27 protein-coding genes are annotated in these 25,183 nt (G+C 44.3%); 19 read left to right on the top strand and 8 right to left on the bottom strand.

All coding sequences use genetic code 11. The features are described from left to right. Positions 1–122: 122 nt before the first annotated feature. Complete coding sequence (locus KO533_RS10575) at positions 123–1,037, top strand: DUF368 domain-containing protein (protein WP_028761321.1); 915 nt, start codon at positions 123–125, stop codon at positions 1,035–1,037. Between the two features lie 244 nt (positions 1,038–1,281). Beyond that, a complete protein-coding gene (locus tag KO533_RS10570) occupies positions 1,282–2,856 on the top strand; it encodes a hypothetical protein (protein ID WP_219233915.1) in 1,575 nt (524 codons plus the stop codon). Between the two features lie 92 nt (positions 2,857–2,948). On the opposite strand, the gene KO533_RS10565 is transcribed toward KO533_RS10570, so the two are convergent. Genes KO533_RS10565 through KO533_RS10555 form a run of 3 tightly spaced genes read right to left on the bottom strand, consistent with a single transcriptional unit; the run spans position 2,949 to position 5,341 of the window. After that, the gene (locus tag KO533_RS10565; protein ID WP_028761319.1) at positions 2,949–3,608 is read right to left on the bottom strand and encodes a PAS domain-containing protein; all 660 of its coding nucleotides are present in this window, start codon (positions 3,606–3,608) and stop codon (positions 2,949–2,951) included. Between the two features lie 50 nt (positions 3,609–3,658). Further along, positions 3,659–4,933: an L-serine ammonia-lyase, iron-sulfur-dependent, subunit alpha gene (locus KO533_RS10560; RefSeq protein ID WP_219254054.1), complete on the bottom strand. Its 1,275-nt coding sequence runs from the start codon at positions 4,931–4,933 to the stop codon at positions 3,659–3,661. Positions 4,934–4,957: 24 nt separating this feature from the next. Further along, a complete protein-coding gene (locus KO533_RS10555) occupies positions 4,958–5,341 on the bottom strand; it encodes a RidA family protein (protein ID WP_028761317.1) in 384 nt (127 codons plus the stop codon). Between the two features lie 256 nt (positions 5,342–5,597). On the opposite strand from KO533_RS10555, the gene KO533_RS10550 reads away from it, so the two are divergent. Then, the gene (locus KO533_RS10550) at positions 5,598–6,869 is read left to right on the top strand and encodes an amino acid permease (protein ID WP_028761316.1); all 1,272 of its coding nucleotides are present in this window, start codon (positions 5,598–5,600) and stop codon (positions 6,867–6,869) included. 113 nt (positions 6,870–6,982) lie between these two features. Here KO533_RS10550 and KO533_RS10545 read toward each other — a convergent pair whose 3' ends face one another. From KO533_RS10545 to KO533_RS10535, 3 genes are read right to left on the bottom strand one after another with little or no spacing between them, the layout of a single operon-like run. Further along, entirely contained in the window at positions 6,983–8,602 is a 1,620-nt protein-coding gene (locus tag KO533_RS10545; protein WP_168823013.1) for a methyl-accepting chemotaxis protein, read from the bottom strand. A 44-nt stretch (positions 8,603–8,646) separates the two neighbouring features. Continuing rightward, positions 8,647–9,057: a phosphate ABC transporter substrate-binding protein gene (locus tag KO533_RS10540; RefSeq protein WP_105251847.1), complete on the bottom strand. Its 411-nt coding sequence runs from the start codon at positions 9,055–9,057 to the stop codon at positions 8,647–8,649. A gap of 9 nt (positions 9,058–9,066) precedes the next feature. Next, positions 9,067–10,143: a porin gene (locus KO533_RS10535; RefSeq protein WP_168823015.1), complete on the bottom strand. Its 1,077-nt coding sequence runs from the start codon at positions 10,141–10,143 to the stop codon at positions 9,067–9,069. 691 nt (positions 10,144–10,834) lie between these two features. On the opposite strand from KO533_RS10535, the gene KO533_RS10530 reads away from it, so the two are divergent. From KO533_RS10530 to KO533_RS10520, 3 genes are read left to right on the top strand one after another with little or no spacing between them, the layout of a single operon-like run. Continuing rightward, positions 10,835–11,977: a transglutaminase domain-containing protein gene (locus KO533_RS10530; RefSeq protein ID WP_219254053.1), complete on the top strand. Its 1,143-nt coding sequence runs from the start codon at positions 10,835–10,837 to the stop codon at positions 11,975–11,977. Positions 11,978–11,993: 16 nt separating this feature from the next. Continuing rightward, on the top strand, positions 11,994–12,311 hold the full coding sequence (locus KO533_RS10525) for a hypothetical protein (RefSeq protein WP_346014700.1): 318 nt from the start codon (positions 11,994–11,996) through the stop codon (positions 12,309–12,311). Next, positions 12,308–12,592: a heavy-metal-associated domain-containing protein gene (locus tag KO533_RS10520; protein ID WP_219254049.1), complete on the top strand. Its 285-nt coding sequence runs from the start codon at positions 12,308–12,310 to the stop codon at positions 12,590–12,592. Before KO533_RS10525 ends, KO533_RS10520 begins: the two co-directional genes overlap by 4 nt. A gap of 153 nt (positions 12,593–12,745) precedes the next feature. Here the strand turns inward: KO533_RS10520 and KO533_RS10515 are convergent, their stop codons facing one another. After that, positions 12,746–13,270 (bottom strand): hypothetical protein, encoded by a 525-nt coding sequence (locus KO533_RS10515; protein ID WP_219254048.1) that lies wholly within the window; start codon positions 13,268–13,270, stop codon positions 12,746–12,748. A gap of 273 nt (positions 13,271–13,543) precedes the next feature. Here KO533_RS10515 and KO533_RS10510 point away from each other — a divergent pair, with 273 nt between their 5' ends. From KO533_RS10510 to KO533_RS10455, 12 genes are all read left to right on the top strand, one after another. Beyond that, the gene (locus KO533_RS10510) at positions 13,544–14,497 is read left to right on the top strand and encodes a DUF523 and DUF1722 domain-containing protein (protein WP_028761309.1); all 954 of its coding nucleotides are present in this window, start codon (positions 13,544–13,546) and stop codon (positions 14,495–14,497) included. Between the two features lie 60 nt (positions 14,498–14,557). Then, entirely contained in the window at positions 14,558–15,589 is a 1,032-nt protein-coding gene (locus tag KO533_RS10505; RefSeq protein WP_219254047.1) for a MerR family transcriptional regulator, read from the top strand. Further along, the gene (gene phrB, locus KO533_RS10500) at positions 15,576–17,078 is read left to right on the top strand and encodes a deoxyribodipyrimidine photo-lyase (RefSeq protein ID WP_219254046.1); all 1,503 of its coding nucleotides are present in this window, start codon (positions 15,576–15,578) and stop codon (positions 17,076–17,078) included. The genes KO533_RS10505 and phrB overlap by 14 nt, the downstream gene beginning before the upstream one ends. 23 nt (positions 17,079–17,101) lie before the next feature. Then, the gene (locus KO533_RS10495; RefSeq protein ID WP_219254045.1) at positions 17,102–17,548 is read left to right on the top strand and encodes a nuclear transport factor 2 family protein; all 447 of its coding nucleotides are present in this window, start codon (positions 17,102–17,104) and stop codon (positions 17,546–17,548) included. Then, positions 17,548–18,348, top strand: coding sequence for an SDR family NAD(P)-dependent oxidoreductase (locus KO533_RS10490; RefSeq protein ID WP_219254044.1), 801 nt, complete (start codon positions 17,548–17,550; stop codon positions 18,346–18,348). The genes KO533_RS10495 and KO533_RS10490 overlap by 1 nt, the downstream gene beginning before the upstream one ends. Beyond that, entirely contained in the window at positions 18,345–19,595 is a 1,251-nt protein-coding gene (locus tag KO533_RS10485; RefSeq protein WP_113939406.1) for an FAD-dependent oxidoreductase, read from the top strand. The genes KO533_RS10490 and KO533_RS10485 overlap by 4 nt, the downstream gene beginning before the upstream one ends. Further along, entirely contained in the window at positions 19,592–20,386 is a 795-nt protein-coding gene (locus KO533_RS10480) for a DUF1365 domain-containing protein (protein WP_219254043.1), read from the top strand. The genes KO533_RS10485 and KO533_RS10480 overlap by 4 nt, the downstream gene beginning before the upstream one ends. 1 nt (position 20,387) lies before the next feature. Beyond that, positions 20,388–21,662 carry a cyclopropane-fatty-acyl-phospholipid synthase family protein gene (locus tag KO533_RS10475; protein WP_219254042.1) on the top strand — a complete coding sequence of 425 codons (1,275 nt, stop codon included), beginning with the start codon at positions 20,388–20,390 and terminating at the stop codon, positions 21,660–21,662. A gap of 91 nt (positions 21,663–21,753) precedes the next feature. Beyond that, positions 21,754–22,335, top strand: coding sequence for a DUF2878 domain-containing protein (locus KO533_RS10470; RefSeq protein ID WP_219254041.1), 582 nt, complete (start codon positions 21,754–21,756; stop codon positions 22,333–22,335). A gap of 94 nt (positions 22,336–22,429) precedes the next feature. Then, positions 22,430–23,044 (top strand): chalcone isomerase family protein, encoded by a 615-nt coding sequence (locus KO533_RS10465; protein ID WP_219254040.1) that lies wholly within the window; start codon positions 22,430–22,432, stop codon positions 23,042–23,044. Next, on the top strand, positions 23,032–23,577 hold the full coding sequence (locus KO533_RS10460; protein WP_131523645.1) for a DUF3833 domain-containing protein: 546 nt from the start codon (positions 23,032–23,034) through the stop codon (positions 23,575–23,577). The genes KO533_RS10465 and KO533_RS10460 overlap by 13 nt, the downstream gene beginning before the upstream one ends. Before the next feature lie 282 nt (positions 23,578–23,859). Continuing rightward, a complete protein-coding gene (locus tag KO533_RS10455) occupies positions 23,860–24,087 on the top strand; it encodes a hypothetical protein (RefSeq protein WP_105251861.1) in 228 nt (75 codons plus the stop codon). An 83-nt stretch (positions 24,088–24,170) separates the two neighbouring features. On the opposite strand, the gene KO533_RS10450 is transcribed toward KO533_RS10455, so the two are convergent. Beyond that, positions 24,171–24,515 (bottom strand): DUF3634 family protein, encoded by a 345-nt coding sequence (locus tag KO533_RS10450; protein ID WP_219254039.1) that lies wholly within the window; start codon positions 24,513–24,515, stop codon positions 24,171–24,173. A 153-nt stretch (positions 24,516–24,668) separates the two neighbouring features. Here KO533_RS10450 and KO533_RS10445 point away from each other — a divergent pair, with 153 nt between their 5' ends. Next, entirely contained in the window at positions 24,669–24,854 is a 186-nt protein-coding gene (locus tag KO533_RS10445; RefSeq protein ID WP_105251863.1) for a hypothetical protein, read from the top strand. Positions 24,855–25,183: the final 329 nt, after the last annotated feature.

Here is a 25,183-nt window from a genome sequence, read left to right as displayed (position 1 = left end):
CAAATACCAGTCGGCTTAATTAAGTAAACTTCATTTCGCGGTTTTAAGTGTAACACCGTATAATTGCGGCCAATTTGTCGTGTAGCGGCAATGGTATGTTGATTTAACTACAAGGACTCACAGTGAAATATTTGCTGACGTATTTTAAGGGAATGGCCATGGGCGCTGCTGATGTTGTGCCTGGCGTTTCGGGCGGCACCATAGCGTTTATTACCGGTATTCTCGATACTTTGCTCGATAGTGTAAAACGCATTAATCCTTCCCTTTGGGGCGTAATCAAGTCGCAGGGCATAAAAGGGGCATTTGCCCATATTAATGGTGGCTTTTTAGTGAGTCTGCTGGCGGGGATCCTGACCAGTATTTTTACCTTTGCGAAGCTGATTTCTTGGTTGTTGGCGGTACATCCCATCCCGATCTGGTCGTTCTTTTTTGGGCTTATTCTTATCTCTGTCGTGCATATGCTTAAGCAAGTGAGTGGTTTCACTGTAGCACGTTTAGGGTTATTTGCGCTTGGTGTGCTGGCTGCATGGGCGATTACTGTGCTGAATCCGGTCGCGGTAGAAGCCAGTTACATGAATATCTTTTTCGGCGGCGCGATTGCGATTTGCGCTATGGTATTGCCGGGAATTTCAGGCAGTTTCATCTTATTATTGTTAGGCTTATATCCTGTGGTCCTCGCTGCTGCTAAAAATATTCAGCTGGATATTTTGGCCTGTTTTGCTGCTGGTGCCGTGATGGGATTACTGACGTTCAGCCATTTATTGTCGGCGCTGCTGCGTAAATACCATGATGCCACTATCGTGTTTCTAACCGGATTAATGTTAGGTACCTTAGGTAAAATTTGGCCATGGAAAGAAATCTTAACTTGGCGGACCAACTCCCACGGCGAACAAGTACCTTTGCTGGAGCAAAATATTTCCCCGCTTAATTTTGAGCAAGTAACGGGTCAGCCTTCACAACTGATGTTAGCCATTGTGTGTATGTTAGCGGCGATTGCACTGGTTTGGGGGTTAGAGAAAGTGGGCAAAAGAGATTAGCCCTTTGTTACCTCAACATCATATCCAATAAAAGCAGCGAGATACGCTGCTTTTATTTTTTGCTCATATGCTTATCTTACTTGAATCAGGCCAGCTTTCGACTTTATTTCGACTTTAGGGCAATGTCATTTTAGCCCTGTTTTGGTTACAATCACAGTTCACATTTAGCGTACTCAGTCGACAGTCGACGTTATGTTCCAGTTTAAACTCAGTGAGAGTTTGCAGTTACGATAAGGATATACTTGTGGATAAAAAACAGGTCTCGTGGGGCGGTGTAGCGCTGGCGATTTTTGCTTTGGGTCATGTGGTTAACTTACTCATAGATAAACAGGATTCTGATATATCGCCCGAATTAAAACAGCAAATTTCTGACACGATCTTGGCTCACAGATCACCATCCACCGCGAATAATTCATTAACGTCCATCCCGAGCAATCTTGAGGTGGTCGACGATTCTACCAAAATCCCTATGCCTGCCCAGTTAGCCCAAGTGAGTCAAATCTACAGTAATCTCAGTGCATTTGCGGCACTCAAGCAAGACGGTACTGTGGTGGCATGGGGCGATGCTGAATGTGGTGGCGATATCAATAATGCCGCAGAGCCTCTGGTCAATGTAAAAGAGTTATACGCGGCGGAGAATACCTGTGGTTTTGCGGCCTTAACCCGTGATGACAAACTTATCCCTTGGGGGATGGGGATGAAGCAAGTGCTGACAGGCGTTCGTTCTTTTGTGTTGGCAGAAGGGCTTTATGCGGCCATCAAACAAGATGGTAGTGTAGTCAGTTGGTCTAATCTGGATTCAACACCAGCCGAACTGCTCTCGGGTCAATATGCTGCGCCTGCGATGACCAATATTGATTTTGTGTTGATTAATAAAGGTGCCTTTGCTGCCTTAAAGCTGGGGGGAGCAGTAGTGACTTGGGGCGATGCCGCTTATGGTGGCGATAGTCGCCACGTGGCCTCTGAGCTTAACCATGTCGATCTGCTCTATGCCAACAATAATGCTTTTACCGCGAGGACTGCGACAGGGAAATTAGTGTCTTGGGGCGGTGGCAGCGATGATCAAAAAGGCCGCGAACAACTGGCAAAACTCAGCCAATTAGCGCCTGCCGTGAAAGTTGTCAACACGGATCATGGGTTTGCGGCGCTGCTGGCGGATGGCAGCGTATATACCTGGGGTGAGGGCGAATTGACTGAGCATCATGTCGCGTTTCCAGCGCGTTTATCTACTACAAAACGCGCCAATAAAGTGATTGATATTTATGCAAATCGTGGCGCGTTTGCCGCCTTAACCATCAGTCGTCAACTGCACGTATGGGGCAGTAAATTCAATGGTGCCGATACATCAGTCCTACAGGATAAGTTGCAAAAAGTGCACAAGGTTTATCCCTTTGAGGAGGGGTTTGTCGCGCTACGCAGGGATAATACGGCCATTGCTTGGGAAGGTTGGGACTTGGTAGACAAGCAACCACGTTATCAAGAAGTCACTCAGGTGAGTAAAGTGGTGACCTATGAGCGGGAGTTTGCCTTTTTAAAACAGGATGGCACTGTGGTTGATGGCCACTCTGGACCCAAAACTGAAATCACCCAAGCAACGGATATTTTCCCGACAGGCTTAGGGTTTACGGTTAAACGCCAAGATGGTTCGATTGCGGTGTGGATGGGAGGCGAGGCTGCGTTAACATTAGATAAACAAGCCGTTGATTTGAGCCAAATGCGCGACATTCGCAGCAATTTGCTCGATGCCATTGCCTTAATGGCCGATGGCACAGTGCAGGCATGGAATATGATGGGCTTTAGCGGACAAGCTGCGCAATAACAAGCGCAATCACAAGTGCAAAAATAATAAAACCAAAGGGCTAAGGTTATTTACACCTTAGCCCTTTCTATTTAGGCGAGTTTTTTCTTGCTTTAAGCTTGATTGGCTTTGATTTCCCGCAGATAGCGATAAATCGAATGCACCGAAATCCCCAATCGAGTTGCTGCTACTTGGGCACTGTCCTTGAGTTCGAAAATCCCTAACTCGTGGAGTTGATTGACGATTTCGCGACTCTTTTGTGAAGTTGAAATCGCGGGATTCGCGCGAACCTCATGGTTCACACTGTCGATAGTGCTATGGAGCGCTTCATCAATATTGCGGGCAAACACTTCGGGCGAGCTGGTAAGTTCGCTGCTAAGGAGTTGCTCTGGCATCATAGTGCGCAGTACTGATTGCAGTGGTGCATCCATGTCGCTGTTAATACACAGTAACCCTATGGGTTGATTTTTACTGTTACGGATCACCGTCGTAATTGATCTTAGCGTCTTACCATTAGCACATTTAGTCAGGTAAGAGTTGGAAATATCCTGACCGGTTTTGAGCTTGAGCAAGGCAAGGTTGGTTATTGGAGCACCCACTTCACGGCCTGTGACATGGCCATTGGCAATTTTGACCACAGACGGATGTTTTGCATCTAGGCTGTGCAATACCACTTCTGTGTGTTGACCATACATGGCAGCGATGCCATCGACGATATTTTCGATGGATTTCAGAATATCCAGATCACTTTGCGTTAAATCTTGCAGTTTCACAATTTCAACCTTTAGTTATTAACCCGCAAATATTCAGCGGGTTAAAATCATCATGCCGACATAATATCGATAATAGTGACATCTGTGGATGACATGCCATTGAGGATCATTTTGCCAATGTTTTTAATGGTTTTCTCTACATCGGTAGCAATAATACCTTGGCCTGAGACATTGTGACTACTGAGCGCCATCAAAAATGAGCGCACGGCCGCACTGGATGAAGTGCTAACCTTCATGGCGCAGGACGCTTTAGCGCCGTCACACACCATGCCAGAGCTGTCGCTGATCACGTTTTGAATCGCGAAACAGGATTGTTCGAATGAGCCACCAGCTAAATACACCATGGCCATAGAAGCGGCTGCGCTGGTGACGGTATTGCCACAAAATGCCGACAGTGGTGGGTAATGGGACTTGATATAAATCGCCCCTAGATGGCTCATAATCAAGGCGCGGGCGAGTTTCTCTTCCGAAACCTTATAGCATTGTGCCGTCAATACCACAGGGATTGTTGCCGCTATGCCTTGATTACCACTACCAAGATTGCTCATGGCGGGCAAGTTCGCCCCGCCCATGCGAGCATCGGATGCTGCAGCAGTTAACATGACGATTTTATTCAGTAAGTCTTCACCGATAATGCCGGCGGCTATGCCGCTTTTCATGGTGCGGCCGACTTCAAGCCCATAGGGATTCGCCATGCCTTCATCGGATAATTTGCCGTTTAGCTCAGAGGCTTCGAGGATGAATTTGATCTCTTTGAAGGGGACTTCTTGGGCGAAGCGATAAATAGACTCGATAGTGATATCCACGCCTTCACAGATGGAACCAGTGGCTTTGGCTTGCGTGCTATCGACACTGAAGACGGATTCGCCATTGAGGCGCTTTTCGGCAATAAGCGTATGGCCGCCGCAGATTTTCACTAGGGCTTCGCGGTCGCCTTTTTTCGCGATGACACAACAATAGATAAATTCTGCTGTTTCGGTGCGCTCGACCGTCACTTTGCCCGCATCGATAAGGGCCTGTGCTCTGGCGACTTGTTCTGGCGTTATCACGGCCAATACTTCTAAGCCCGCATCAGGATTACCCGCAATGGCGCCTGCTGCAGCGGCAATTGCCAGACCGATTTTGCCAGTGCCAGGTACAAACACGCCCATAGAGTTTTTATAAAGATTGTCAGACACTTGTACTGCTATTGAATCGGGTTCAACACCCAGCAAGGCGCGGGCGACGGCGGCGGCGTAAGCGGCGGCGATGGGCTCTGTGCAGCCTAATGCGGGCTTAACCACTTGTTTAATGATTTGAATATACTGCTGCCATTGGGGTTTCATGAGCTTACAACCTTATGTTAATGCTTAGATTTTAACGTGTGCTATCGCTTCAACTTCTACTTTAACGCCCAGCGGAAGGTCCTTCACTGCAAAACAGCTACGAGCTGGGCAGTCGGTTTTAAAATAGGTTTTATACACTTCGTTAAAGGCGGCAAAGTCATTGATCTCTGCAAGATAACAAGTGGTTTTAAGAATCGTTTCTAAGCTGCCACCACCCGCTTCGAGTACGTATTTGAGATTCTCTAATGATTGAATCGATTGCTCAGTAATCCCACCGTCAACTACGCTGCCTTTCTTTTTACAAACAGGGAGTTGGCCAGAGGTAAAAATGAGGTTGCCATAGGCTGTGCCATGGGAATAAGGGCCAATGGCCGCGGGTGCACGTTCTGCGTGAATAATGGTTTTCATAGTCTCTCCAACTTGCAAATAAAATTGAATGCCTAGGTCGGCGTATGTGCAACATTATTTGTATTTTTATGTTTTATTGCAATTATTTTTTAATGAATTTCATTTGTCACTGCAGTTTGTGCGCTATTTATCTCGTTTTCAGTCAAGTTGTGAGCTTTAACTCTTTGTTCAACAAAAGTTGAGCATTTTGATTGCTGAGTTTGTTTTGTTCAAATATATTTGCACAAAATAATACCAACTAGGTAAAGGTGAAATGATGGATGCAACAATTACTGCTGCACAGTGGAAAGCAGATACCCGCTTCGATAGTACGGATTGGGGCTGGATTATCATGAGTATCGGAATGGCGATTGGCGCGGGGATCGTATTCTTGCCTGTGCAGGTCGGTTTGATGGGGTTATGGGTTTTCTTACTGTCTGGCATTATTGGCTATCCTGCCATGTATATGTTCCAACGGTTGTTTATCAATACCTTAGCAGAATCTCCAGAATGTAAGGATTACCCGAGTGTGATTTCGGGTTACTTAGGTAAAAACTGGGGTATGTTGTTGGGTGGTTTGTATTTCATCATGCTGGTCATTTGGGTGTTCGTTTATTCAACGGCCATTACAAACGACAGTGCTTCATTTTTGCAAAGTTTTGGGGTCACTAAAGCGTTATTGTCAGAAAATCCTTTCTATGGTTTAGCCTTGATCTGCGGTCTTGTTGCTTTAGCCTCCCGCGGTGAGAATCTTTTGTTTAAGATCTCTACTTTTATGGTACTGACTAAGTTGGGCGTTGTCGCCGTGCTAGGGTTATTGATGGTGGATAAATGGGATATCAATAATATCGGCGCTATCCCAGCAACGGGAGATTGGTTAAAAGATGCGGTCGTTATGCTGCCCTTTACGCTAACATCGATTCTGTTTATTCAAAGTTTAAGCCCTATGGTGATTTCATACCGTTCGCGGGAAAAATCCCTTGCGGTAGCGCGCTTTAAAGCGATGCGCGCCATGAACATTGCCTTTGGCGTCTTGTTTGTCGTGGTGTTCTTTTATGCTGTGTCATTCACCCTAGCAATGGGACATGATCAGGCCGTGCGTGCATCGGAAGAAAATATCTCGGCTCTTGCTATGGTTGCCCAAGGTATGCAGGGACAAACACTGAAATTGCTGAGTTTAACCTTGAATATTTTTGCGGTGATGACGGCTTACTTTGGCGTATATCTCGGTTTTAGGGAAGCTTGCCAAGGATTGACTATGAACATGCTGCGCCGTTATATGCCTGAAGATCGTATCAACAAAAAGCTTGTTGGTTACGGCATCATGATTTTTACCATTCTGTTATCTTGGGGCGCGATTGTGTTGAATGCGCCAGTGCTGAGCTTTACGTCGATTTGTAGTCCAATTTTTGGTTTAGTCGGTTGTTTGATACCCGCTTATTTAGTGTACCAAGTACCTGCATTACATAAGTACAAGGGTGTGTCGCTGTATATCATTATTATCACAGGCTTATTGCTGTGCGTATCCCCCTTCTTAGCGTTTAGTTAACACGGATAAAGTGGTACAAAAAGATAAGCTTTAAGGAATTAAAAAACCGGTATTAAGTGTAAACTCAATACCGGTTTTCTATGTTGGGCAATCATCTCGATAATGCTCTATGGTCAAAGTTTGAATTGAGATGTGGCGTTTTTTAGTTCATCGGCAAAATCGACTAATCCCTCAGAAACATTGCGAACCTGCGACAGAATTTGCAATGTCTGTTCAAATGAAGCGTTCATATTGACGACGTTATCGACCACTTGAGAAGCGACCGAGGCTTGCTCCTCCGTTGCCGAGGCGATGTGAGTATTCATACTATTGATACTGACAATCTGCTGTTGAATTGATTTCAGCGCACTCCCTGTATTTTGAGCATTGGTTTCATTTTCCGATGACTTCGACATCGCCACATTCATGGTATTGACCGAGGAAATGGCCGCCGTTTTAAGGTTTTGTAACACATGGCGAATTTCAGTGGTTGCATCGGCTGTTTTAGAGGCGAGAGCGCGAACCTCATCAGCGACTACGGCAAAGCCTCGTCCTTGCTCACCTGCGCGGGCGGCTTCGATGGCGGCATTAAGTGCCAACAGGTTGGTTTGCTCGGCAATAGAGGTAATCACATTTAAGATAGAAGTGACATTTTCAGTATCTCTGGCGAGCTCGTTGATTGAGTTAGAAGCCGCCTGAATTCCTGTATTTAATTGCTGTGAAATATCGATTGTGCGCTGAACGACTGTCATACCTTGCATCGCTTCTTTCTCCGCGACCTGTGCTGCACTGGCGGCTTGGCGGGCATTTTGCGAGATTTCGATGACAGAGTGACGCATGTCTTCCATTGAGACTTGTACTGCGCTGGCATCATGGCTTTGCCGCTGGGTGGCATGCGTCGCATCTTCCATGCGCTGTTTGAGTGAGCGCGAGCTATCAAGTAAGGGATCGGTAACATTCACCACCCTTCGAATAGAATCTCCGAGCAAGCGAAGAAATCGATTGAAGTTACTTGATACTTGGCCGAGTTCATCACTACCAGATACTTTGAGCTGATGACTAAGATCGCCTTTTCCATCGGCCAGCTCACTCAGTGACTGGGCGACATTACGCGCAGACGAGCTGATAGCGCGTGCTATGGCAATAGTGACAATCAACATCACGATCAGCAAAGCGATGCCGATGGAGAGGGTGAGCCACAAACTTTGCGCAGATCTGTCGCCAGCTTCTTTTATCGATTGTTTAAATTCGAGTACTTTGCTTTGTTTGTAATCTTGTATTTCATTAAGTACAGCTTCATAGGCTTGGGATTTTTCTTGGCTGATCTGGCCAATGTTTGCCATATCAATCGTACCCGCCAACATGCCTTTAGCCAGCTTAATCGTCATGTCGTTATAGCGGGTTAATTTAGCGGATAGATTGCTGAGTTTATTGGCTTGTGAGGGATCGACACTATCTAATTGTTGTAGGTTTTTACGTAAAGATTCATACATAGTACCTGCATTTGTTAACAGGTCTTCGTCGGCAAAAGAAACCGATTGAGTGTAAAGTTCATCGAGTCGTTGGATAAAAAACACGTTTTGATTGGCGAGTTCAACTCTTTGGTAAACTTGCTGCTCCATATAATTAAGTGTGGTGCGATTTTTATTTATGGAGATGACACTAATGCTTAAGTTTAAAGCGAAAATGATGACAGCTAAAATAAATATCGCGATAACTTTTTTAAAAATAGAAATATCATTAAAGAAATTCATCCCTTGCCCCCAAGTTGTGCCGAGCTTGAGCTCGGCACTCCAATCTAAAACTCGGCAATAACTTTTACCGAATCATTGGCCTCACTACTATCAATATAGCCAATAATATTGGGGTTCGATGCAACTAATTTTATCATCTCCGCCCCACTAGTGACTTCCTTGGGTGGCGTTCCTTTGCCTGTAAATACTTTTTGTGACCAATATGACTTAAGTTGGCTGGATGACTTGCCCAGCACTTTAGTATCAAAGGTTTCCCTTAAGGGCATAGCACTGTCAAGATTGACTGGCACGGCCTGCGCTCCACCAGGAAAGGTCTTTGTTTTCCCTAGAAAAATATTTTCAATAACCTTTTGGTCGACAGTGTCTGCATTACTGGGATGAACGATGACAACCACACCAGCAAATAGTGGCATTGAGACTAAGCTGAGTAGGATTAAGCAAAGTAACTTATTCATTTCTCTCTCCTAAAATACTAAGTCAATGCCAAGACTGATGGATTTCGAATCCCCTGCGACTTTCATGCCTGGGCCACCGTCATCTTTAACGTCATCATACTGAATTTTAAAGGCCGCCGAAGGATGGAAATCCCAACGTATACCTGCAGAACTTGTATGGTGAACTTCACCGCCTTCACCATCATTGAAGTCTGAATAGGAAATGTAAGGCATCACTGAATCGATACGATAGCCGAACGAGAGAAGATAAGTATCTAGATTACTCCCATCGAGATCTAAGCGGTTAAGCTCAGATAAAAAAAGGAAATTCTCATAATCTATATTAACGGATAGGCCATAAAACTTACCCGTACGTTGGTTGCTACCATTCCATTCCTGCTGAATACCACCAATATAACGTTCGTTAGTGTATTGCATATGCGTGAGGCGAATATCTAACCAATCTTTGTTGAATTGAACAACAATACCGCCTATATCCTTCCATACTTCTCGGGTATTTTCGAGGAAGAAAAAATCAGATAAAAGCTTATTAGGTTCGCTATCTTCGCTACCGTAATAGACTTGTCCAGACATAGTCCAGTCGCCAATTAAATAGTTATATAAGGCGCTGACACCTGTGTAGTTAAATATTTGCCATGTGTAATTATCTGCGGGTGGACGTATCCAAGGATAAGCATATCCAACATCAAAAAAGTCACTGTAATAGTAGAGCGGTAAGCGTTTTTTACCTCCTTGTACTGTCCAATGATCATTGATCTCATAGGACAGATAAGCCCATTCAAAACTTGCCGAAAAGTCATCAGCCCCTCGGGAAACAACCTGTGCAGTGGCAGATAAACCTTCGAGCAAATCCGCTGAGAATTGAATACCAAATAAGGTATCGGGTTTGAAACTAATATCTTCATCATAGGCGCCAACGAGTGGATAGTCGGCGAGAAAGGTGGGGCCTAAATCAAACTCTGCAACGCCCGAACCTTCGAGAACTTGACCAGCAACAACTGAGGCAAAACCTGAAATGTTGACTTCTGCATAAGCGGTGGAGCTGAGCAAAAGTGAGCAAAGACCTAATGAAAGCTTATGTTTCATAAAAAAGCCCTTTAAGTGAGTATATTCGTTTTTAAGCCTAGAACAGGCACAAACATACGCAAACTTTTATTAAACATTTTTGCAACATGGTGGTCTGGCTCCCATTTTGAAAGATAAGTTTGATATTTTATGAGTAAAAAGCGTTAGGTAATTCGAGCTAACTTAAGTCAAAACTGTAAGTTCAATATTCTAAATTTGGAATGATTACTCAGCCATACCATTAAACTGTTCAGGTGAGACTGTGATCTCCCTGAAAACTATTTCGAAAATTTGCCAAAGAATATTATTGATTTTGCTAAATGAGAGACTCAAAGCTTGAGTGAAAAGTGGTGAGATAATTATCTTTATTAACAATATTAGCTAAAGCTAAATATGGTTGTTATTTAGCCTTTAGATTATAAAAATAACGCAATGGATACTTTTTTATTAAACTAAAATTGGGCTTTTTACATAGAAACGTTCTAAATCTTTCATTGATTATGCTTGTTAAGTCAACGTCGATATTTATTCCATTTTCATGAGTATGCCAGCGCTGTAGCATATTTTACTGAGTCTTTTTCTCCGATGTCGTGGTTTTATACTGTATGGTTAGCGGCTTGATTGCTGCACAGTGCTGTAGCACCTATAATCTGGCTCTCTTATGTTGAGTTTCTCTTCTTCCTAAACATGATCCAATAAAAGGAATGTCATAATGCAAAGACGCAATTTTTTAAAAAGTGCGGCTATTTTGTCGACTGCGGGTTTTATCACGCCAGTACTGGCATCTTCCTCTAAATCGAGTGTCGTTGAACATAGCTCAAGCGATGGACGCCGCCGTTTTACCTTAATCAATACTTACCATCTTATTGCCCCAGAAGGGTCTGAGGGTGTGGTTAAGTTGTGGATCCCTTTACCCGAAGACACGCAATTCCAATTGGTGAGTCAGCTGAATTTTACGGGTAGTTTTAAAGACGCCTATATCAGCTCAAACAACAGTTATGGCGCCAAAACCCTGTTTGCGACTTGGCCCGATGCCAAAGCGAACATGACAATAACGGTTGAGCTTGATATTGAAACGATAGATTGGGAACCCGTTAAAAGCGGCGCCTTAACCCATTACCGCACCCCAGAGCAGATACATTATCCTGCAGATGTTGGACGTTATTTGCTGCCGACTAAACACATGCCGCTTAATGGTATTGTGAAGCAAACAGCAGATAAAATCGTTGGCAGCGAGACTGAACCACTGAAGCAAGCACGACTGATTTATCTTTGGGTTAGCGCTAATATGTTTCGCGATAATAGCGTGATTGGCTGTGGTACGGGTGATGTAGCAAGTATCCTCGAAAGTGGCAAGTTAGGCGGTAAGTGTACCGATATTAACTCAGTATTTGTGGCGCTAATGCGCGCAGTGGGGATCCCTGCACGTGAGATGTTTGGGATTCGCTTAGGTCAGGCGATCAAGATGGGCGAATATTCTAAAAAGGCCTTTGGTAGTGCCGATGACAAAGGGGTTGCCGATGTCAGTGGTGGTCAACATTGTCGCGCTATGTTCTATTTAGCGGGTTATGGTTGGTTGCCAGCCGATCCTGCCGATGTGACAAAAATGCGTTTGACGGAGAAAAAAGAACACAGCGATCCCGCAGTTCAGGCCGTGAATGATTACCTCTTTGGCAATTGGGAAATGAACTGGGTTGGCTTTAACTATGGCCGTGACTTTGATTTATTCCCTACAGCCGAACAGACACCACTGAATAACTTTGGCTACCCGTATGCCGAAGTTGATGGCGATCCCGTGAACTATTATGAGCCTAAAGTGTTTGCCTATGACTACCAGTCAACCGAACAACGCTAAGGGCCTCTTCGCGACTATGGCCGCCGCAGTGCTTGCTGCGGTTGCTTCAAGCCTTTGCTGTATCGCTCCGCTTATTTATTTGGTGTTCGGGGTGTCGGCCGCAAGTCTGTCGGGGATTGAGCAACTGAGCTGGTTGCAAGTGCCCATGATGATACTGTCTACTGGGCTGATTCTGATGGGATTTTGGCGGCTCTATTTTGCTAAAAAGCCACTGTGTACCGCGACGTTGAGTCGTACTCAGATGCTGTGGCTGTACTGGTTAACTGTACCTGTTGTGCTGGCATTTCAGTCATATCCTTTTGTATTACCTTGGTTATTAGAGGTGCTTGAATGAAGTTCGTGTTATTTCTCGCCTTAAGTCTGTGTTCAGCGTCGAGCTGGGCGGCAAACGTGCTGGTCACCTTAGATGTTAAGGGCATGACTTGTCCGCTGTGTGTCACTGTCGTGAATAAAGCGCTGCGTAAAACCGATGGGGTGATTAAGGCCAAGGCTTCGTTAAAAACTGAGCAAGCCTTAGTGACAGTGCCAGAGGATTTTAATCTAGATAGTTTGCTTAAGGCCGTCGACGAAACTGGGTATAAGGGCAGTATTAATAAGGTAGAAAAACAATCCTAAGCGTCGGTGTCTTTAGTAACGGATTGAGCTACATTATAAAATATCAGTCTAGCTTCAAATGATTAGACTGATATTTCACCGAGAAAATACACTCTGTATCCCACCTGTTACTTCCTTCACTGCCTACTTTTTCCTTTGCGGGTCATTTCTTCGTTAGCTGTAATACACCTCGGGCTCGATACGACGTTGCCGCTCTTCATTTTTCTCCGATGATTCTTTAATCAGATCCAATTTTTGCGCTTGCAGTAATTCTAGTTGCTTGGCTTTTTGTTCTTCAGATAGATTTTCATCGGCTGCAACTTTCGCCATTTCTTCATCTATCTTATTAATTTTATCCCTATCGACTCCTGTACGGTTATCTAAAATAGCCTGCATGGCTTTGTCCAACCTGTTGATGCTTTTGTCTGGTTCAGGCGTGCCTGCAATGGCTTGCACATTACTCGTGTAGCCTTGTTTAGCGTTAGGGGCCAGATGGCTATAGGTATCGGCAGTCGTTACCGATGCTGCAGAGGAGAGCGTTACAGTATCTTGGCTTATTGATGAAGTTAGATTCGCCGCCGTTATTGAATTTGCACGGGTTCCTAGGCCATTTGTGCTCGGCTCGACTTGCTTGAGTGGCACATTGGCATAACTTTTCGCAAAGGTATTGGTATAACTATTGGGGTTAATTGTGCTCATATTCGACTCCTTTATATATGAATCTGTCCCTTGGCCACCTGCGGTTTAAAATGTTGAGCGGTTAACTAATGGGTGTTGCTGGACGTTTCAATATTATCTGATGACAACTTTGCAATTTGAATTAGCAAGTTATAGGCCAAGTTAGGTTTATTTGTGGTTGATTTATCAGGAGTCACTGTTAAACGATACTTTTAAAAAATATTTATACAAAAACTTGATCCTTGTACAACTATGGTCCGTAATTAGAAGCATAGTGATACAAGGAGTCGACTTATGTACAAGTTTAACCCGCAGCGAATTCAGATTGGGATCAGTGCTTGCTTATTAGGGGAGAAGGTTCGTTTTGATGGCGGACATAAAAATTCGACCTATTGTAATCAAGAGATTAAGCAATTTTTCGATTATGTGCCCATCTGTCCTGAAATGGCGATTGGCTTAGGTGCACCCCGGAAAAGTATCCGACTAGTCCGTGATGGGGAAACCATCTTAGTTCAGAGTGGTGACGGTAGCTTAGATGTGACCGATAAGCTCAATGAATACAGCGAAAATAAGGTTGAAGAGCTCGATTTCCTTGGCGGATACTTGCTTTGCGCTAAGTCGCCAACCTGCGGCATGGAGCGGGTAACAGAGTATAAAATTGGCACTAACAATGGTTCTAAGTCTGGCATTGGTGTATTTGCTCGCAAGTTGATGGAACGATATCCACTATTGCCCGTGGAAGAAGAAGGCCGCTTGCATGACATGGTGCTGCGGGAGAACTTTTTCACCCGCGTTTATGCCTATCACGATTGGCACCTGATGAAACATGAAGGGCTGACTAAGCATAAGTTAGTGAAGTTTCATTCCCGCTATAAATACCTATTAATGGCACACAGCCCGACATGGTATCGCGAGCTTGGGCCGATAGTGGCCAATATTGAGGATCTTGAGCAAAGCGCGACCCGCTACTTTGAAGGCTTTATGACGGCGCTGAAAATTAATGCGACCCGTAAAAATCATACTAGTACGCTGCAGCATATTCAGGGTTACTTTAAAAAGCATTTGAGCAAAGAGCAAAAGATAGAACTGTCTGAAGCGATTATGAAATATCGCCAAGGTCTATTGCCGTTATTAGTACCTATCACGCTCATTAACCATTATTTACGCGAATTTCCAACACCTTATATTGAAGAGCAAGTGTACTTAAACCCTCATCCTGAGGCGTTAAAGCTGCGCTATGCCTATTAACGTTTACCTAATCGCATTCAGTTGATTTTAGCTTTTGATTTAGTGAGTTATTACTGAAATATGAAACAAACTATAGAGAACAAGGCCCACACAGAACCCAATGGTGAGATATTACTCCCCATCGGTGAAGTGTCGGCCTTAACTGGCGTGAATGCCGTGACCTTAAGGGCATGGCAGCGTCGTTTTGGTTTAGTGATCCCTGCACGTACACCCAAGGGACACAGATTATATACGAGTGAAAATATCCAAGAAATCCATGAGATTAATGCATGGCTAGCTAAAGGTGTTGCGATCAGTAAGGTTAAACCTTTGCTGATGAGTGCTGCTAAATCTTCATTTACAGAAATAGTTCAAACTCAAGCCATTGATTTATGGTGCGAGCAAGTCACTGCGCTTAATACGGCATTATTCGACTTCAATCAGCACAAATTACAGCAGATTTTAGATGATGCATTTGGCTTATATCCTTTCCAATTGGTGAAAGAAAAGTTGCTACAACCTTGGCTTAATCAACTCGAGGACTTAGTGAATGAGCGGCTCGATGCCGAGTTGATTATTGCTTGGTTAAAGAGCGAGTTACTTAACCGAGTGGGTGGACGTCATGCCTTTAATGGACAGGCCGTGACGGCGAGAATCGCTGTGGTGAGTCTATCCCGTGGGGTACATACCTCGCTTAATTCCACCCGCACTAACATTTTGTTTTCTCTACTTCTATCGCTCGAGTTAGCGTCGTTGCGGGTATCGGTTATTGATCTTGGCGAGCAAGCCATGGGCAGTTTACCTTTGCTGCGAGGCAGGCTTAACGTCGATGCACTTTTGCTTATTCCCGACTCAAATCATTCTGGTTCTGAACAGACTGAAATGCTGACTGTATTGGAGCAAATGACTTTCCCATGCTGGTTTATGGGTCCTTTTGCACCAACGTTAAGCTTTTTATCCGCTTTTTTGGCGTCTTCGACGACGGACTTGATTGGAAAAATGCCATCTCGTTTAGCGGGAAAGGTGAATAGAAGTCGTAAGCACAGTGGAAAGATGAATACCGTGAATCAAAGCGAGCAGATAAATAGCGAGAAAAACAATGACATTAGCTAACGATTCAATGCAAATAGATTCAATTCCAATAAAAGTGCAGGGCAATAATGCACTGATGTGGTTTCGCCAAGATTTACGCCTTGCCGATAATCAGGCATTAACCGCCGCTTGCGATTGGGCGCGGGAGAATGGCGTGGCACTTAAGGCCATTTATATTGCTACGCCAACCCAGTGGCAGCGCCATGACGTTGCGTCAATTCAGTTGGATTTTATCGAACGTCATATCAATCTACTTGCCCAAGGGCTGGCGAGTCTTGGTATTGGATTCGAGTTAATTCAGTTAGATACCTTTGCTGATGTACCTGAGTTTATCGGTCACTATTGCCAGCAACAGGGGATTGGTCGAGTGTTTGCTGGTCGCGAGCCTGAGATTAACGAGCAACAGCGCGACCAAGCCTGTATTCAATCGGGGATTCCTCTGGTGTTAACCGATGAGCATTGTTTGCTTAAGCCGGGCACTGTGCTGAATTTGTCCGGCGACATGTACAAGGTTTTCACTCCTTTTAGCCGTAAGTGGCGAGAAATTGCCGCCCGCTATGCCATTTTGCCGCTTCCTGTTCCGGCGCCACTTGGGCCTGTGTTGGCCGAGCCAAAGCCGCTTTTGTTTAACAATGTCACTAAAGTGTCGAGTGAACTTTGGGCTGCGGGAGAAGGGCAGGCGAAGCGTTTGCTCTCAGCATTTATTCAGCATAAAGTGCAGGATTATAAGCAAGATAGGGATTTCCCCGCCATTGATGGTACTAGCTCAATTTCACCCTATCTGGCCATTGGTGTGGTTAGCCCAAGACAATGCGTTGCCGCGCTGTTGCATCAATTCCCTGAGGTGATTGTCGACGACACTAGCCCTGCTCGTACTTGGTTAAATGAGCTTACTTGGCGTGAGTTTTACCGTCATTTGCTGGTAGCATTTCCCGATTTATCTAAGAATCACAATTTCAATCGTCAAGCCGACCATGTGCAGTGGCGCAATAACCCGCAGGAGTTTGCTGCTTGGTGTGAAGGTCGTACTGGCTATCCGATTGTGGATGCGGCTATGCGCCAACTCAATCAAACGGGTTGGATGCACAATCGGCTGCGTATGGTGGTGGCGAGTTTCCTGACTAAACATCTGCTGATTGACTGGCGCTGGGGCGAGCGCTATTTCCGCCAAAAACTGATTGATGGTGACTTAGCCGCGAATAATGGCGGCTGGCAGTGGTCTGCGGGTTGTGGCTGCGATGCTCAGCCTTATTTCCGTATTTTTAATCCTATAAGCCAGAGTGAAAAGTTTGATCCAGATGGCAGCTTTATCCGTAAGTATTTACCAGAGCTCGCATCTTGGGGAATTAAGCAATTACATCAACCCAGTACAGCGCAGACACCGTCCTTATTTGAACAGCCGTTATTCAACACTAAAACGGCTTATCCAAGTGCGATTGTCGAGCACAGTGCAGCAAGAGCAAGGGCATTAACCGTATTAGGCGTATTGAAAAAGGCCGCGGCCCAATAAATAGGATCGGGAGCAATAACAAGATGATAAACCAAGCGACGACTGAGACTAATACGCTTGTTGATGATTTTATTCAGCTTTATCAAGCTTTGAATAAAGATAACTTGCATTTGTTAGGTCAGGTTTACGACGACAATATTAGTTTTACCGATCCTATGCATCAAATCACAGGGCTAGAGGCGTTAACTCAGTACTTCGCGAAGTTATATAAGAATGTTAAGCATATTCAGTTTGAGATCAAAGAAGTGCAGCATGATGCGAATCAAGCCGCGCTGTTTTGGCAGATGGAATATAGCCACCCTAAGTTGAATAAAGGCGGACTTATCCGTGTTGATGGCATGAGCCAACTTAAATTCAACGACAAGATTTATTTTCACAGGGATTACTTCGACTTAGGGCAAATGTTGTATGAGCATTTGCCTTGCATGGGCGGCCTTATCCGCTTGCTCAAAGACAGGGCGGCAAAGTAATGGACGCTGTTAAGCCGATGAAAATAAATACAGTGCTGATTACAGGTGCAAGCTCAGGCATTGGGTTGCAACTGGCGCAGGATTATTTGTCCTTAGGTTGGCACGTCATTGCCTGTGGCCGCTCCCAAGAAAGGTTAGAGGCGTTAGCCTTGAATGAACTAGTAGGTGCTACGTTGTTTATCTTCGATATATCCCAGCGCGACCAAGTTCAACAAGCTGGCCAAAATGTAGCTGAGCTATTGGCGAAAACAGATTCTCAGCTCGATTTGGTCATTTTGAATGCGGGCAGTTGTGAATATATTGATGATGCTAAGGCTTTCGATGATGTGTTGTTCGAGCGCGTTATCCATACCAATCTAATTGCAATGGGATATTGCCTCGGGGCATTTTTACCTTTAATGCCAAGGGGTTCACGTATTGGCTTAATGAGTTCTAGTGCTATTTATTTACCTTTCCCTCGCGCTGAAGCTTACGGCGCCTCTAAAGCCGGCGTGCAGTATTTAGCCTCGAGTCTTGCGCTCGATCTTGCCAAGAACGACATAGGCGTGAGCTTGATTTGCCCTGGTTTTGTGGCGACACCACTGACCGCAAAAAATGATTTTTCTATGCCAATGCAAGTGAGTGTACAAACCGCTTCTAAGACGATACGTAATGGGCTGAAAGGTGGCAAGCGCGAGATCCATTTTCCGCGACGCTTTACTTATCTATTGAAGTTGATGTCGTTTTTACCTGCCTTTGTGTGGCAAAAAATGATTGCAAACGATACTCAAGCCAAGCCGCTAAAGGACAAGAGTTTATGAAAAATATCGCCATCGTCGGCACCGGCATTTCTGGATTAACCTGTGGCCATCTATTAAGTGAGTCGCACAGGGTTACAGTGTTTGAGGCCAATGACTATATCGGCGGCCACACGGCGACAGTCGATGTGGAGCATCAAGGGCAAACCTACGCTATAGACACAGGTTTTATCGTGTTTAATGACAGAACGTATCCACGATTTGAACGTTTATTGGCTCGCCTTAATGTCACCATATTACCGACTGAGATGAGTTTTAGCGTGCACAATGCTCTGACTGGGCTTGAATACAACGGCCACAATTTAGGCAGTTTGTTTGCCCAAAAGCGTAACCTCCTGAATCCACGCTTTTGGGCCTTTTTAAAAGAAATTTTGCGCTTCAATAAAGGCTGTAAAGCACTCTATCAACAGGATATTTATCCCGAAGGTAACTTAGGTGATTACTTAGACAGTGAACACTTCTCACCATTTTTTGCTGAGCATTACATTTTGCCTATGGGCGCGGCGATTTGGTCTTCGAGCATAGAAGATATGCGCGCGTTTTCGTTGAAGTTTTTTATTCGTTTCTTCCAGCACCATGGTTTATTGAATGTCAGTGATAGACCTCAGTGGTATGTGCTAAAGGGGGGCTCACGTAGCTATATTCCTGATCTTATTGCGCCCTTTAAAGACAATATCCGCCTTAACTCACCCGTGACAGGTATTGAACGCCATGGCAATGGGGTGAAGTTACAAGTTCACGGTGAATGGTTGGAATTTGATGAGGTGATTTTAGCCTGTCATAGCGACCAAGCTCTGCGGATGTTAAACGATCCTACGCCAACAGAACGCGCCATTTTAGGCGACCTCAGCTACCAGAATAACGATGTGGTGCTGCATATGGATACGCGTATTTTACCGAAGCGAAAAGCCGCTTGGGCGAGTTGGAACTATCGATTAGATGGTAACCTAAAACGTCCAGCGTCAGTGACTTACAACATGAACATACTGCAACAGTTGCCAGCCAATGCGCCGACCTTTTGTGTCACCTTGAATCAGTCAGAGTTGATTGATGAGTCGAAAGTGATACGCCGCTTCAATTATGCCCACCCAGTGTTTAACGAAGCCAGTCTTAAGGCTCAGGGCCGCCGTGAGGAAATATCCGGGCAAAATCATACCCATTTTGCTGGCGCCTATTGGCACAATGGTTTCCATGAAGATGGCGTTCGCAGTGCACTTGATGTGTGTGCCCATTTTGGTGTCAGCCTATGACAGAGCTCAATAGCGGTATTTATTACGGCACTGTATCCCACAGCCGTTTTACGCCGATTAAACATAGCTTTAGTTATGCCATGGCGCTGTTGGCGATTGATTTAGATGAAGTCGATAAGATCAGTGCCATGGGGCGAGTTTTTGCCAGCCAGCGCCACGCTTTACTGAGATTCAATCCTAAAGACTATTTAACTTCTTTTACGACTACATCCAATGACAGCGGTGAAGTGGCTGTTGTCGATCCGAGCGCAGCTGCACTCAAGAGTCGCGTATTGACTCAAGTGGCAGCGTTAGGCGCAGATAAACTGTGCGATCGAGTTTTGTTTGTGGGTCAGATCCGTCATTTTGGCGTGTATTTTAGCCCAGTAAATTTCTACTTTTGTTATCAAGATCAAACGCCTTTATACATGTTGGCCGAGGTGAGTAACACGCCTTGGGATCAGCGCCATTGCTATTTAGTCGATTTAGCCGCGCCCAAACCTTCTGACAAAGTGTTTCACGTGTCTCCCTTTATGACTCTCGATATGCGTTATCTCTGGCATGTGTCTGCGCCGAGTGAAGACTTAAACATTGGTATTGAAAACAAGTCGATGCAAGAGAATGGCAAAAAACTGTTTAATGCCAATTTAGTGATGAAACGTCAACCGATCACGGCGGCCAATTTACGGACGCTTTTGTTTCGCTTCCCTTTTATGACTCTCAAGATCTTCTTCGGGATTTATTGGCAAGCGCTAAAACTCTTTTTTAAACGTGTGCCCTTTGTGCCGCATCCAGCTCAGATGGAGAAATAACATGGAAAATACGGCTTCGCAAACCTCAGTCACCACAGGGAAACTGCCCGACAGTATTGCGCGTAAAGTCTTGCTTAAGGCGCTGGAAAGTCTCCCACATGGCTGCTTGACCTTGGTTGAGGGCGACAAGAGTTATCGTTTTGGTGAGAGTCATACCGACTTGCACGCTACGCTTGTGGTTAAACACCCGAGTTTTTATCGTCAAATCATGCTTTCAGGCTCCATTGGTGCGGGTGAAGGTTATATTCAAGGCCATTGGACGAGCCCTGATCTCACCAAAGTCGTACAACTGTTTGCCCGTAATTTAGCCTTACTCGATAAGATTGAAGCCAAATTCTCTTGGTTAACTGGCACGATAAACCGTGTGAAGCATGTGCTGAATCGCAATTCTCAAGAGGGCTCAAAGCGGAATATTCTCGCCCACTATGATTTGGGTAATGCTATGTATGAGCAATTCCTCGACCGTGAAATGTTGTATTCGAGCGCGCTTTATCCCCATGAGGAAGCCAGTTTGCAGGAAGCGCAGTTGTTTAAGCTGATGACTATTTGTGAGCGGCTTGATTTACAGCCAGGTCAAACCTTGCTTGAGATTGGTACAGGCTGGGGCGCGCTGGCTATTTATGCGGCTAAGCATTATGGCGTACACGTGACAACAACAACGATTTCAGATGCGCAATACGCCTATACCAAAGCCCGTGTCGAACGCGAAGGGCTAAGCGATAAAGTGACGCTGTTGACAGAGGACTATCGCAATCTGACTGGAGAATACGACAGGGTTGTTTCTATCGAGATGATTGAAGCGGTAGGGCATGAGTATTTGCCAGGCTTCTTTAAAAAGCTGGAATCATTATTAAAACCCAATGGGCGCATGCTGCTACAGGCGATAACGATTGCCGATCAACGTTACGACAGCTATCGCAAAAGTGTGGATTTTATTCAGCGTTATATTTTCCCCGGTGGCTGCTTACCCTCAGTGAGCCAAATGGTCAGTCACATTGCCAAACAGACGGACATGGTGGTCTGGTCGCTCAATGATATGGGGCTCGATTACGCTAAAACCTTAAAACATTGGCATGAGAATTTTGATCATGCGATAGGCGAAATCCAAGCTTTAGGTTATGGCGATGATTTTATTCGGATGTGGAAATTTTACCTAAGTTATTGTGAAGGTGGATTTTTAGAACGCACCACAAGCACAGTGCATTTAGTGGCTGTGCGTCCGGACTATCGCATTGCTAGCCATCATCTCCCAAGCCATAGTCCTAATGCGATGTAATTTGTTTTGATTAAGCAGTCACTTTAGTGGAAATAACCATTTTTGTTGGAATGAGCCGCTTTGTTTGCAGCAAGATAAAAGTGAGGCAAAGATGAAGTCTATGTTAGCTAACTCTCGGGTTCCTTTTAAACATCAGGGCTTTATTCTCTATAACGCCTTGAGTTTTCAGGCTGTGTGGTGGTCTAGCGTACTTTGGCTTAACACCTCACTGTTGTTAACTATCCCTTTGTTATTATTTCACTTTATCCTGCTAGCTTCATTAGGTAAGCACGAGTATCGCAAAGTGGATTTGCTATTGATGCTAAAGGTTGCAGCCTTAGGAATAGGCGTCGATATAGTACTCTCTGTTTTAGGGGTGTTTGAGTTTGCTCTTTTCCCTTGGTGGCTTGGTTGCCTGTGGCTGCATTTTGCTTTGACTCTGAATCATAGTTTGGCCTTTATGCGACCTTTACCGTTGATATTTCAGGCGTTACTCGGGGGCATATTTGGTGGGTTAAGCTATTTGGCTGGCGCACAATTTAATGCCGTGAGTTTGCCCTATGGCAATGTTATTTCTGCTGTGGTGTTATTTTTGGTTTGGCTAGTCTTGCTGCCATTTTTAATCCAACTTGCTAATCCCTATGGATTTAATCGAAGCACTAAAGCGCGTTCTTTTACTGTGTTTGGGCGTTAATTATTGAGTTGTAGGAATTGATCGCGGTTAAGTCATTATGCCGTTTTTAGTTAAGTACCTGTTGTAAGACATCATGCAGTAAAAGGGGAATCCCATGTCGTCAGTTCGTAATCGTAGCCCAAATATTGGTTTTTCATTTTTGAATTCAAGCTGCTTAAGTCTATTGGCCCTCGGTTTATTGGCCGCACCTTTAAAAGCGTTAGAGGCGAAAACGCCTGATTTTGAAAACATTACTATCGAACTGAATGATGCCACCGATGTGACGCAGACTTTTCAGGAAGTGGGCCGCGGAGAAATGGATTGGCTGTGGTTTAGTTTGTATAAGGCGAGACTGATGACGGTAAATGGCCATTATCAACAGGGGCAATATCCTCTGGTGTTAGATATTGAATATTATCGAGATATTGAGTCAGAGGATTTGCTCGAAGCGACAAAAGATCAATGGAAGCATCTAGCGTTTGCCGAAAATGATATCCAACGTTGGTTGGGTTTATTAAATGCGACTTGGCCCGATGTGAAGCAGGGCGACCATTTAAGTTTTAAGGTGATAGATGGACAAACGAGTCAGTTTTTCTTTAATCATCAACCACTCGACATTATCCATGATGCTAATTTTGCTGAGGCATTTTTAGCGATTTGGTTATCGAAAGCCACTAGTCGTCCTGATTTGCGGGCGCAATTACTCGGAGAAAAACCATGCGATTGTTGAAACGGCTTGTTTGCCGAAAGTTATTTTTAGGTTTAATAATGATAGGGCTGTTGTCGAGTTGTTCATCGGTGGAAGTGACTGATTATAAAGATACTCATCCGACATTGGTTTTGGAGTCATTTTTTAATGGGCCATTAAAAGCCTCTGGGGTCGTACAAGATTTTAGTGGCAAAGTAATCCGCAAATTCAATGTCATTATGGAAGCCAGTTGGCAGGGAAGTGAGGGAGTCATTAATGAATGGTTTGTGTATGATGATGGTGAAACTCAAACTCGTGTATGGCGCATCAAGGCACTAGGGGAAGGGCGATACTCAGGAACTGCAGGTGACATTATCGGTACTGCCGATGGCCAATCTAGCGGCAGTGCGCTACGTTGGAAATACGATATGTTATTGCCTGTGGATGGTGAGGAATATCAAGTTCATTTCGACGATTGGATGTTCTTAGTGAATGATAATACCATTATAAATCAGAGCGATATTATTAAGTTTGGCATCACAGTTGCTAAAGTCACTTTAGTTATTCAAAAATAGTTTCAGCAATTTTTAGTTAAGTTGGCTTACCCCAGCTTGTCTTGGATTCACTCTGTTGATTAAGGCTTAAATGTTGATTAAGACTTAAATTGGCTTAAACAGTATAGCTTGGCTAATAACCCCCTTTTTTCTGCATTAAAGTGTTGAAGTCAAACCAAAGTTGCAGCTAGGCATTTTTGCTAGTGGCATAAGTGATATATGGGGGTGAGGTTATTGCAACCCATTGTTTAAATTTAATTAATCTGAACTTAAGTCTAAGTCTAAATAGATAGGGGGTAGTCGATGAAAAAACTCGTTGTTTTATGGGGAATATTTTTTAGTCTGTCGTTAACTGCTTGTTCATCTTTTGACTTTAAGTTTGAGGATCATTCTGAGAAACAAGTCGATCCTCATCAACCCGCAAGCGATCCTATGGTGCAAGATAATGAACGTCGTATTCGAGATGCGAGAAAAGACGGTCAGTTAGAATCCGATTTTCTAAAACCTAGGTATCCAGTTAAATTTAAATAAGAAAATGTGTTAGGAACTCACTGCAACCTTAATACTTAACTATCAATAGCAAGTATTAAGGTTGCTAGGGGAGAGGCGAAGAACTAACCCGCTTGACGACTGTTATCTATCGATTTTTTGTCATAATATTCAAACGGAAACAGATTACGAATCCTTTGCTTCACATTGTCACTCACGTTGGCAGAAATGTGTAAGCGTACATCTCCTGATTTTTCAGCCCTAACAGTACAAGTCAGTTTTTCGGTTTTAGCGATTTGGCGGCATTCCCGTTCGAATCGTTCGGGGATCTTGCCCTTATGCTGAGTCATACGGCCATCTTTAAAATGCATTTCAAAAATAGTCAGACCTTTCTTGCCACCAAATATCAGTTTGTAAACGAGAAATATACCAATAGCGACAAAAATGAGTTTGAAAATATTGGCTGTCATAACGCCTCCTATCTTATGTTTATAGAACCAAGATACTCCCGAGTTAGTTGTTTTAACAGTGCGCTAACGCGCAATTTTGAATTGGCAATAAAATGATTCCAGCCTAGACTTAACTGGCTAAGGAAAAGTAACCCCTCAGTTAAGGAAAACGCCATGTACTTATCAAATGCAGATCGTTGGTCATTATTGTGTAAGAAGCAAATCGATGTTATCGAAAAACTTGCTACACATTTCCCCGAGAGAAAAGCACATCTAAGTGAGCTCACTCAAGGGTGGCGCCATGTTCAACATCAAGTTCAAGCAGGTGATAGGCCTATGCCACTCGAGCTCATCAAATAAGCACGATTGAGTCATTTGGAACTAGATAGTTTGTATAAGAACGCAAAGCCACTCAATAATGAGTGGCTTTTTTATGTGGCGAATATAAAACTATCATTTATAGGAGGAAAGGATGAAGCGATTGTCCGTTGCGTGAAGTCAATACATTATCTTAACGCTCGATTTGAACGCTTATTGTGCCAGTATTGAGGGCGCTATCGTTATTATTGAGGAAAGTCAGTTGCGCTTTGTACTGAACACTTCAAATTTCAGATACAAAAAAGCCACTCATTGAGTGGCTTCATTGTTTATATGGTGCCGGCACCAAGAGTCGAACTCGGGACCTACTG

The sequence above is a fragment of the Shewanella sp. NKUCC05_KAH genome, assembly GCF_019345585.1.
GTDB classification, from domain to species: domain Bacteria; phylum Pseudomonadota; class Gammaproteobacteria; order Enterobacterales; family Shewanellaceae; genus Shewanella; species Shewanella oncorhynchi.
The sequence above is the reverse complement of the archived record's forward strand: the minus strand, read 5'-3'. Positions and strand labels throughout refer to the sequence as shown.

Excerpts from the sequence above, each read along its gene's own strand:
- KO533_RS10515 (WP_219254048.1), bottom strand. The coding sequence starts at position 13,270 with ATGAGCACAATTAACCCCAATAGTTATACCAATACCTTTGCGAAAAGT.
- KO533_RS10550 (WP_028761316.1), top strand. The coding sequence starts at position 5,598 with ATGGATGCAACAATTACTGCTGCACAGTGGAAAGCAGATACCCGCTTC.
- KO533_RS10490 (WP_219254044.1), top strand. The coding sequence starts at position 17,548 with ATGGACGCTGTTAAGCCGATGAAAATAAATACAGTGCTGATTACAGGT.
- KO533_RS10495 (WP_219254045.1), top strand. The coding sequence starts at position 17,102 with ATGATAAACCAAGCGACGACTGAGACTAATACGCTTGTTGATGATTTT.
- KO533_RS10510 (WP_028761309.1), top strand. The coding sequence starts at position 13,544 with ATGTACAAGTTTAACCCGCAGCGAATTCAGATTGGGATCAGTGCTTGC.
- KO533_RS10505 (WP_219254047.1), top strand. The coding sequence starts at position 14,558 with ATGAAACAAACTATAGAGAACAAGGCCCACACAGAACCCAATGGTGAG.
- KO533_RS10445 (WP_105251863.1), top strand. The coding sequence starts at position 24,669 with ATGTACTTATCAAATGCAGATCGTTGGTCATTATTGTGTAAGAAGCAA.
- KO533_RS10540 (WP_105251847.1), bottom strand. The coding sequence starts at position 9,057 with ATGAATAAGTTACTTTGCTTAATCCTACTCAGCTTAGTCTCAATGCCA.
- KO533_RS10535 (WP_168823015.1), bottom strand. The coding sequence starts at position 10,143 with ATGAAACATAAGCTTTCATTAGGTCTTTGCTCACTTTTGCTCAGCTCC.
- KO533_RS10555 (WP_028761317.1), bottom strand. The coding sequence starts at position 5,341 with ATGAAAACCATTATTCACGCAGAACGTGCACCCGCGGCCATTGGCCCT.
- KO533_RS10560 (WP_219254054.1), bottom strand. The coding sequence starts at position 4,933 with ATGAAACCCCAATGGCAGCAGTATATTCAAATCATTAAACAAGTGGTT.
- KO533_RS10480 (WP_219254043.1), top strand. The coding sequence starts at position 19,592 with ATGACAGAGCTCAATAGCGGTATTTATTACGGCACTGTATCCCACAGC.
- KO533_RS10545 (WP_168823013.1), bottom strand. The coding sequence starts at position 8,602 with ATGAATTTCTTTAATGATATTTCTATTTTTAAAAAAGTTATCGCGATA.
- KO533_RS10470 (WP_219254041.1), top strand. The coding sequence starts at position 21,754 with ATGAAGTCTATGTTAGCTAACTCTCGGGTTCCTTTTAAACATCAGGGC.
- KO533_RS10485 (WP_113939406.1), top strand. The coding sequence starts at position 18,345 with ATGAAAAATATCGCCATCGTCGGCACCGGCATTTCTGGATTAACCTGT.
- KO533_RS10455 (WP_105251861.1), top strand. The coding sequence starts at position 23,860 with ATGAAAAAACTCGTTGTTTTATGGGGAATATTTTTTAGTCTGTCGTTA.
- phrB (WP_219254046.1), top strand. The coding sequence starts at position 15,576 with ATGACATTAGCTAACGATTCAATGCAAATAGATTCAATTCCAATAAAA.
- KO533_RS10530 (WP_219254053.1), top strand. The coding sequence starts at position 10,835 with ATGCAAAGACGCAATTTTTTAAAAAGTGCGGCTATTTTGTCGACTGCG.
- KO533_RS10450 (WP_219254039.1), bottom strand. The coding sequence starts at position 24,515 with ATGACAGCCAATATTTTCAAACTCATTTTTGTCGCTATTGGTATATTT.
- KO533_RS10520 (WP_219254049.1), top strand. The coding sequence starts at position 12,308 with ATGAAGTTCGTGTTATTTCTCGCCTTAAGTCTGTGTTCAGCGTCGAGC.
- KO533_RS10525 (WP_346014700.1), top strand. The coding sequence starts at position 11,994 with ATGGCCGCCGCAGTGCTTGCTGCGGTTGCTTCAAGCCTTTGCTGTATC.
- KO533_RS10475 (WP_219254042.1), top strand. The coding sequence starts at position 20,388 with ATGGAAAATACGGCTTCGCAAACCTCAGTCACCACAGGGAAACTGCCC.
- KO533_RS10460 (WP_131523645.1), top strand. The coding sequence starts at position 23,032 with ATGCGATTGTTGAAACGGCTTGTTTGCCGAAAGTTATTTTTAGGTTTA.
- KO533_RS10465 (WP_219254040.1), top strand. The coding sequence starts at position 22,430 with ATGTCGTCAGTTCGTAATCGTAGCCCAAATATTGGTTTTTCATTTTTG.